Raw genomic sequence first — 2,914 nt, forward strand, 5'->3', positions numbered from 1 at the left:
GAGCGCGGGGGCTCCCCGACCGCGGCGCAGAAGGGGTGCCGGGCCTTCGGGCACCACGCCGCCTTGAGGTGCGAGCCGGACGGGCTCTGGGAGTTCGTCGAATCGGACACCACCATGCCGCTCCTGACGGACGCGGACAGGATCGGCCGCGCCATCGAGGTCCGGGGCGTCTTCTTCGAGGACATCCACTACGTCCGCGTCTCCTCCTACCGGTACCTGCCGGGGGGCGCGACGGGAGCGCCGGCCGGCTCCGGCCTCTGAGGCTGAGGTTGCGGCGGATGCCGCGCGGGCCTTATACTTTTCACCGCTGGATGACACCCAACCTGGCCCCACCATCGAATCGCGCTCGCCCCTTACCCTTCGGCCGGTCCCTCGCGATCCTTGCCCTCGCCGCCACCTCGTCACCGGCTCTCGCCCGCCCCGAGACCGCGCGGCCCGCGCCTCCGGGGGTGGGCGAGCAGGTGAGGGTCTTCACGGTTCCGGACCTGGACGGCGCCGCGGTGGACGTCGCCTCGGTCCTCCGCGGCAAGGTCGGCGTCATCGCGATGTGGGCCTCGTGGTGCGAGCCGTGCCTCGCCGAGATCCCGAAGCTCCGCGACCTCTCCCGGGCCTATCGCGATCGGGGGCTGGCGGTTCTCGGCGTCGGGGTCCAGCAGGGCGAGGAGACGCCGGCGAAGCAGAGGCGCATGGCCGCGAAGCAGCTCGTGAACTACATGCTCCTCTTCGACGAGCAGCGCGAGTTCCAGCGCGCCTACGATCTCCGCTCGCTCCCCTTCACCATCCTGATCGGGTCGGACGGAAAGGTCCGCTGGCTCGGAAGCGTTCTCCCTCCGGACTTCGAGGCGCGGATCCAGACGCTCCTCAAGGAAGGTCCCGGAGGAGGTCACGGAGGCTGATGGAGCGCCCCGGCTCTTGAAGTATCGCAGGCGGACCGCTCCTCCTCCGGCCACTCCCGGCGACGAACGGGATCTTCTCGTGCGGCCGCAGCGGGCCGTCCTCGTGGGGGCCGTCTTCCCGGGCCAGGATCGCGCCGACGTCGAGGACCACCTCGCCGAGCTCGCGCGACTGACCGAGACCGCGGGCGCCCGCGTGGTCGGCCGGCACGTCCAGGAGCGCCGACAGGCCGACCCGGGGTACTTCATCGGCAAGGGGAAGGCCGAGGAGATCGCCGCGGGAATTCGAGAGACGCGCGCGGACCTCGCGATCTTCGACGACGATCTGTCCCCCGCGCAGGCGCGCAACCTCGCGGAGATTCTGGGAGTCCGGGTGGTCGATCGATCCGGACTCATTCTCGACATCTTCGCGCGGCGGGCCCGGAGCCGCGAGGCCAAGACGCAGGTCGAGCTCGCCCGGCTCAACTACATCCTCCCCCGGCTGCGGGGGGGATGGACCCACCTCTCGCGGCAGGAGGGGGGCATCGGCGTCCGCGGCGGCATCGGCGAGACGCAGATCGAGCTCGACCGCCGCATCATCCGCGATCGCATCCACAAGCTCGAGAAGGACCTCGCCCGCATCGAGGGGGAGCGCCGGCGGCGCCGATCGAGCCGGCGCGGCGCGGTGAAGGTGGCTCTCGTCGGGTACACGAACGCCGGGAAGACGACGCTCTTCAACGCGTTGACGCGCGAGGACGCGTTCGTCGAGGACCGGCTCTTCGCGACGCTCGATCCCCTCGTCCGGCGCGTGGCGCTCAAGGTCGGGCGCGACGCGCTCCTCATCGACACGGTCGGGTTCATCCGCAAGCTGCCGCACCATCTCGTGGCCTCCTTCCGGAGCACCCTCGAGGAGGCCGCGGACGCCGACGTGCTGGTCCACGTCGTCGATCTGAGCCACCCGGAGTACGAAGAGCAGATGGAGGTCACCGTGCAGGTGGTCGGCTCGCTCGGCATGGCCGACCGGCCGGTCATCACCGTCTTCAACAAGATCGATCTCGTGGAGGACGCCACGGTCGCCGAGCGCGCGCGGTTGAGGTCGCCGGAGGCGATCTTCATCTCCGCCGCGCGCTCGAAGGGGGTGCGGGACATCCTCGCCCGGGTGGAGACGATTCTCCGCGACGAGATCATCGAGAAGGATGTGCGGCTGTCGAGCGCGAACCGCGAGGAGATCTCGCGGCTCTTCGCCCTGACCGAGGTCATCAAGACCATCTACCACGACGGCGTCGTGGACATCCGCTTCCGCGCGAGCCGCGCGCGCGCGCGGGCGCTGATCGCGGCCATCGCGGCGATCGAGGCGGGGTGATGGCGGGCAGGCTTCGGGTGGGCGTGATCTTCGGCGGCCGGAGCGTCGAGCACGAGGTGTCGCTCGTCTCGGCGCGCGCGGTCATCGGCCACCTCGACCCGGATCGGTTCGAGATCGTTCCCGTGGGGATCACCAAGGAGGGAACCTGGATCACCGCTCCCGATCCGGCGATCCTCCTCCAGGGAGGCCCCGGGAGGGGAGGGCTGACCGACGCCGCCCTGCCGCAGCTCGCCGGGGCCAGCGCGGCGGCGCTCACCGGCGATCCGGGGGCGAAGGGGCTCGTCCCGACCGGAACGTCCAGGCGGCCCGCGGCTCCGGGCGGGAGCGCCTTCGACGTCGTCTTCCCGCTCGTTCACGGCCCGCTCGGTGAGGACGGGACGCTCCAGGGGCTGCTCGAGCTGGCCGGCATTCCCTACGTCGGCGCCGGGGTGGCCGCCTCCGCGCTCGGTATGGACAAGGCGCTCATGAAGGAGATCTTCGCAGCGTCGGGTCTTCCGATCACACGGCATCGCGTCTTCCTGCGAAGCCGGCTCCGGGAGGACGCCGCGGCGGCGGCGGACGAGGCCCTCCGCGCGCTGTCCCTTCCGCTGTTCGTGAAGCCGGCCAACGGCGGCAGCAGCGTCGGCGTGTCCAAGATCAAGAAGGAGTCGGACCTCGCCCCCGCGCTCGTGAAGGCGGC

The 2,914-nt window shown here is 71.1% G+C and carries 4 protein-coding genes; all 4 read left to right on the forward strand.

The window, feature by feature from the left end; genetic code table 11:
* The coding region (locus HY049_02295) for a hypothetical protein (GenBank protein MBI3447743.1) at positions 1-261 on the forward strand (261 nt) is incomplete at its 5' end.
* 200 nt (positions 262-461) lie between these two features.
* Positions 462-896 (forward strand): TlpA family protein disulfide reductase, encoded by a 435-nt coding sequence (locus tag HY049_02300; protein MBI3447744.1) that lies wholly within the window; start codon positions 462-464, stop codon positions 894-896.
* Positions 897-975: 79 nt separating this feature from the next.
* The gene (gene hflX, locus HY049_02305; protein MBI3447745.1) at positions 976-2,235 is read left to right on the forward strand and encodes a GTPase HflX; all 1,260 of its coding nucleotides are present in this window, start codon (positions 976-978) and stop codon (positions 2,233-2,235) included.
* On the forward strand, positions 2,235-2,914 hold a 680-nt coding region (locus tag HY049_02310), incomplete at its 3' end, for a D-alanine--D-alanine ligase A (GenBank protein ID MBI3447746.1). The genes hflX and HY049_02310, both read left to right, overlap by 1 nt.

It is taken from the genome of Acidobacteriota bacterium (assembly GCA_016195325.1).
Classification (GTDB): domain Bacteria; phylum Acidobacteriota; class Polarisedimenticolia; order JACPZX01; family JACPZX01; genus JACPZX01.